Source organism: Leisingera sp. F5 (assembly GCF_001593695.1).
On record NZ_LUKH01000126.1, the window covers coordinates 1 to 5,351 of the forward strand.

A 5,351-nucleotide genomic window follows, 5' to 3' on the forward strand; every position below is an offset into this window, starting at 1 on the left:
TAAGGCTTGGGCAAGGCCATAGACACCACGCGCCAGGAACGACATCCAGAAACGGTAGTTCGCGGTGTGGAACTGTTCGGGATCGAAGGGGATATGGATAATGTCGGTGACGTTGTGCCCCATCGAAGACAACAAATTGCCGACTCGGCGTACCTCGTCCGAAAGCGCTTTCTGCGTAGGTTTCTCCCCTTTGAAGCCCTGTGGTGCGATGGCGATCCGCAACCCTGTCATTGGGCGCTTGATGCTTTCGCTGTACAAAATTTCGGGTTTAGCCAGCGGAACGAAGGAATTGGCCTCCGGACCATTGACGAGATCGAGAAGAACGGCCGAATCCCTGGTTGTGCGGCTCATTGCGAATTCGCTGACCATACCCATCAGGGGCAATTGGTAATCCGGTCCCAGCGGCGTGCGCCCTCGGCTGGGTTTCAGGCCGACCAAGCCGCAAGCTGCGGCCGGAATGCGAAGCGATCCCCCGCCGTCATTGCCATGCGCGAGCGGGATGACACCGGCAGCCACAGCGGCGGCAGATCCACCGCTTGATCCGCCTGCGCTGATTGAGGTGTTCCATGGGTTGCACGTGGGTCCGTTCGCAACAGGTTCCGTGGTGCCATTGAAGGCGAATTCCGGCGCTGCAGTTCGGCCAATCGTGGTTAGCCCAGCCTTCTGAAACCGTTTGAAAAGCTCGGAACTGTGCGGTGCGGAGAATATGTCGCCGGCCAATGCGCGCGACCCCATGGTTTGTGGAACTCCGGCAGCTTGGATAAGTATATCTTTGACCATGAAGGGCACACCACCCATCGCCCCGGAGGCATCGCCCTTGACCGGCACTTCGATTTCCCGGACGAGGAAATTCAGTGCGGGGTTCGTTTTTTCGATACCCTCTTTCGCCAGTGCGACGAGTTCATCTGCGGTGATCTCCCCTTTCGAGACGAGTTCTGCAAGTCCGACGGCATCGTGGGCCGCGTATTCCTCCAGGTTCATATAATCCTCCCAGTTTGAAAGCTTCGCCCGAGCCTACGGCCCGTTCAGAGCAGATGATATTGGGAGAAATACCAGTGTGGCGCAGGGTAACACCCTGTTGCGTTGCACTGCGCGTCTGGCGATAGGGCAGGCACCTTCAAGAAGCCAAGAGCCTTAGCGCAGGCCGTTTAGGACGGCCTGCGCCTCGGAGAGGAAGGGTACTGCTATCTTTTTGCGGAAAACTGGGTTTGCGCGATAGCACCGGACCGAGATTGTTTACGGTGAAGAGCGCACTCCAGATCATTCCCTTCTAAGTCCGCAATGATTGGGCAGTCCGGGAGGTGATCACCAGTACAGGCCTCGATCAAGGTCTCCAAGGTGCTGGACATGGCTTGGAGTTCCTGGATTTTCCGCTGAAGGGTATAGTAATGCGCTTGAGCAAGTTGCCGAACATCGGCGCTTTTACGCGACTTGCTCGTCCAAAGCCCAAGCAACTCCCCGATTTCCTCGACTGAGAACCCGAGATCTCTTGCGCGGCGGATGAAGCGCAGCATGTGCACATCCTTCTCGTAGTACTCGCGGTATCCCGATGCTGTGCGCTGTGCCGGCGGAATTAGACCGGTTTGCTCGTAATACCGGATCATCTTCGCCGACACGCCGGACTTATTGGCTGCTTCTCCAATGTTCATGTCTGCCCCTACTCGATTGTCTGATGCGGACTTCCGTTCCCGGGGTCAAAAGATGTCGGCGTGGATATCATCCGAGGCAAGGTTCGTGGCGAGCACGAGCTCGGTGACGGCCTCGATCATTGACGGCGGGCCTGCAGCATAAACCTTCCAGCCTGCCAAGTCACCGAAATCGTGTGCTAGAATGTCGTGCACCATGCCGGTTCGATGGTTTCCGCCTTTCGTCCCTTTCGACAGCACCGGGGTGAAGGTCATTCCGGGGTGACGTTTGCCAAGCGCCTTGAAGTGTTCCGTCAAGTAAAGGTCACGCGCTTCCCGTACTCCGAAGTAGACGTGGATGGGTTGGCGCATGCCCAGCCAAATGGCGCTCTCGACGATCGATTTGACCGGGGCGAGGCCGGAGCCACCGGCCACGGCAAGGATCGGACCGGTATGGTCCGTACGCAGGTATGCAGCTCCTAAGGGTCCCTTGACACGCAATGCGTCGCCGAGTTCGAGCTTGGCATGAGCATGTTCGGAAAACCGCCCACCGGGGACCCGGCAGAGATGAAATTCAAGCTCCGCCGCGCCGGAACGGTTCGCCATCGAGTAATCGCGTGACGTTCCATCCGGTAGCGTAAGTGTCGCGTACTGACCTGGAGCGAATTGGAGCGGATCGCCTTCGGGGCGAAGACGGACAAGCATGATGTCATGGGTCAGGTCCTGCACGGCGGTGACTTGGGTGCCGAAATTGCGCAGCGCGTGGCCAGGCATCGAACTTTCCAGCAGAACGGGCGCCAGCGCGACATCTCTGGTCGGAGTCGCTACGCACGGCAAAACCAAGCCACCAGCCTTCTCGTCCTGTGAAAGGGCTGAATCCGAATGGTCGCTATGTAGGACGTCACCTTCGGTTAATCGCGACTTGCACAATCCGCAACGGCCGATCTTGCAGCCATGGGGAAATGGAACGTTCTGTTCGAGTGCCGCTTTAAGGATCGTTTCCTTTTCAGCTACCCGGAAGCGCTGGCCCCGCGGTTGCAGATTGGCCTCGTGGACGGTCGTGGACTTTGCGAACTGCAACGTCATTTCAGTTTCTCCATTTTCAAAGCGTATTCGATCCTTAACCTCTGGTCTGCGTAGGTATCGCGGGCACACCAGTGTCGATCGAAGTGATGGCCGGAACGCGCACACCGCAACGTGCCTTCGCCTCCCCTATGACCTCCGTGTCGCTAAGATTGTGCTCTTCAAACGCTATGCTTTCTCGGTCGAGCCATGCCTTGAACTGGCGGCAATCGGGACAAGTCGGGGTGGTGTATTTGGCGACGCCGGCCGTGTTCTTGGTCCTAGATTGCATGGATAAAATCCTTCTCTTGGATGGTCGGAGTGCCCCGGGCAGGGAAGACCCGGGGCACGTGCAATCATTCTGCCGGAGCCGCCACTGACGCGGAGGGCGGATGGCTGGGCGAGGTTTCGCCCATCATTGGGGCGATGAAACGCTTGAGCCGCAGCGCGTTTCCAAGGACGAAGACGCTAGAGAGCGCCATGGCACCCGCCGCGAAGACTGGTGACAGCAGAACCCCAAAGACCGGGTAGAGCACCCCGGCTGCGACGGGGATCAGAGCCGTATTGTAAGCGAAGGCCCAGAATAGGTTCTGACGGATGTTTCTGATGGTCGAATGACTCAGCGCGATAGCATTGGGGATACCTTTGAGGCTACCGGACATCAGTACAACGTCAGCCGCTTCTATAGCCACATCCGTGCCGGTTCCGATGGCTAATCCCACATCCGCTTCAGCCAGGGCTGGTGCGTCGTTTATGCCGTCACCGACATAGGCCAAACGGCCCATCGCCTTGAGGCGTTTGACGGCATGGACCTTTCCGTCGGGCAACACCTCGGACACCACCTCGTCGATTCCGAGCCGCCGGGCGATAGCCTTCGCTGTACGCGCGTTGTCGCCGGTGATCATCGCGACCTTGAGGCCAAGATCGTGCAGAGCCCCGATGGCTTCAGGCGTCGATGCCTTAATCGGGTCGGCCACGGCAATAATAGCTGCAAGCTTGCCGTCGATGGCGGTGTAGAGCGGTGTCTTGCCCTCGTCTCCTAAGCGCTCGGCCAGCCGATAGAAAAAAGCAGTGTCGAGGCCAAGCTTGCGCATGAAACGGTCGGCACCGATATGGATGCGGCTACCGCCGACTGTCGCTTCCACGCCGTAACCCGTCACTGAGGCGAAGTTTTCAACTGGCAGACGCTCTAGTCTCTCGGCCTCTGCCGCCTCGACGATGGCTCGGGCAATCGGGTGCTCAGAGCGCGCCTCAACTGCTGCCATGTGCGCCAAAACCTCCACCCTGTCGAAGCCGTCTGCAAGGACGAAATCGGTTAGGGCGGGCTTTCCTTCGGTCAGAGTGCCGGTCTTGTCGAGCGCGACGACGCGGGTTTCTTTCAGGAGTTGCAGCGCTTCGCCTTTGCGGAATAGCACCCCCATCTCGGCGCCTCGTCCGGTACCGACCATGATTGAGGTCGGCGTGGCCAGACCCATCGCGCAGGGGCAGGCAATGATCAGCACGGCAACCGCGTTGACCAGACCAAAGGTAAGGGCCGGATCGGGTCCCCAGATCAGCCAAACTCCGAAAGTCAGCGCCGCCAGCGTCATGACCGCCGGGACGAACCACATGGTCACGCGATCGACCAAGGCTTGGATAGGCAACTTGGCGCCCTGAGCCGCTTCGACCATACGGATGATCTGCGACAGCATCGTGTCGCCGCCGACCGCCGTCGCGCGGAAGGCAAGCGCCCCGTGCTGGTTCACGGTGCCGCCCACGACCTCGGACCCGGCGGTCTTGGCGACCGGCACCGGTTCGCCGGTAATCATGGACTCATCGACATAGCTCTCACCCTCGACGACCTCGCCATCGACCGGCAAACGGTCACCAGGACGAGCTTCGACGATGTCGCCTGGGGTGACTTCGGCCACCGGGATCTCCACGATCGAGCCGTCACGGCGTACACGCGCGGTCTTGGCCTGAAGTCCGACCAGCCGCTTGATCGCCTCAGAAGTGCGACCCTTAGCCCGCGCTTCGAGGTAACGGCCCAACAATATGAGGGTGACAATCACGGCCGCGGCCTCGTAGTAGACATTGACTGTGCCCTCAGGCAGGACGCCCGGCACGAAGGTCGCCACGACCGAGAAGAGATAGGCGGCGAGCGTGCCGACAGCGACGAGACTATTCATGTCGGGTGCACCGCGAAGAAGCGCGGGCATGCCCTTTGTGTAGAAGCGCAGGCCCGGCACCGCGAGAACGAAACTTGTCAGCGCGAACTGCAGGAGCCAGCTTGCTTCGTGGCCAATAGTGGAGCCGATCAGGGAGTGCATGCCGGGAATGATGTGGCTGCCCATCTCGAGTACGAAGACCGGCAGCGCGAAAGCGGCGGCGAGGCCGAGATCACGCTTCAGTAGCGCCTGTTCAGCGTCCTTGCGGGCCGTCTTGGCGTCATCCTCGGCGATGTCGCGCGCGACATCGCGCGCAGTGTAGCCGGTCTTAGCCAAGGCAGCGAGCAGGGCAGACACTTCGGCCGTTCCCTCCACCGTGGCCTGCTCGCTTGCAAGGTTCACGGTTGCGCTGGTAACGCCGTGAACAGACTGAAGCGCCCGCTCGACGCGCCCCACGCAAGACGCGCAGGTCATTCCTTCAACGGCAAGTTCGATGGTCTTTCCAGGGACAGAGTAT

Annotated in this window: 5 protein-coding genes; all 5 read right to left on the reverse strand. The window is 59.9% G+C overall.

What is annotated here, in order from left to right:
- On the reverse strand, positions 1-981 hold a 981-nt coding region (locus A2I95_RS25450), incomplete at its 3' end, for an amidase (RefSeq protein WP_291734409.1).
- Between the two features lie 203 nt (positions 982-1,184).
- Complete coding sequence (gene cueR, locus A2I95_RS25455) at positions 1,185-1,649, reverse strand: Cu(I)-responsive transcriptional regulator (RefSeq protein WP_291734411.1); 465 nt, start codon at positions 1,647-1,649, stop codon at positions 1,185-1,187.
- Positions 1,650-1,694: 45 nt separating this feature from the next.
- Positions 1,695-2,711, reverse strand: a complete 1,017-nt coding sequence (locus A2I95_RS25460) for a 2Fe-2S iron-sulfur cluster-binding protein (protein ID WP_291734413.1) — start codon at positions 2,709-2,711, stop codon at positions 1,695-1,697.
- A gap of 34 nt (positions 2,712-2,745) precedes the next feature.
- Positions 2,746-2,979, reverse strand: a complete 234-nt coding sequence (locus A2I95_RS42625) for a glutaredoxin domain-containing protein (RefSeq protein ID WP_084294188.1) — start codon at positions 2,977-2,979, stop codon at positions 2,746-2,748.
- A gap of 64 nt (positions 2,980-3,043) precedes the next feature.
- Positions 3,044-5,351: heavy metal translocating P-type ATPase (locus A2I95_RS25465; RefSeq protein WP_367152561.1), on the reverse strand; the 2,308-nt coding region annotated here is incomplete at its 5' end.

Coding starts and splice junctions, on each gene's coding strand:
- cueR (WP_291734411.1), bottom strand. CDS start 1,649: ATGAACATTGGAGAAGCAGCCAATAAGTCCGGCGTGTCGGCGAAGATG.
- A2I95_RS42625 (WP_084294188.1), bottom strand. CDS start 2,979: ATGCAATCTAGGACCAAGAACACGGCCGGCGTCGCCAAATACACCACC.
- A2I95_RS25460 (WP_291734413.1), bottom strand. CDS start 2,711: ATGACGTTGCAGTTCGCAAAGTCCACGACCGTCCACGAGGCCAATCTG.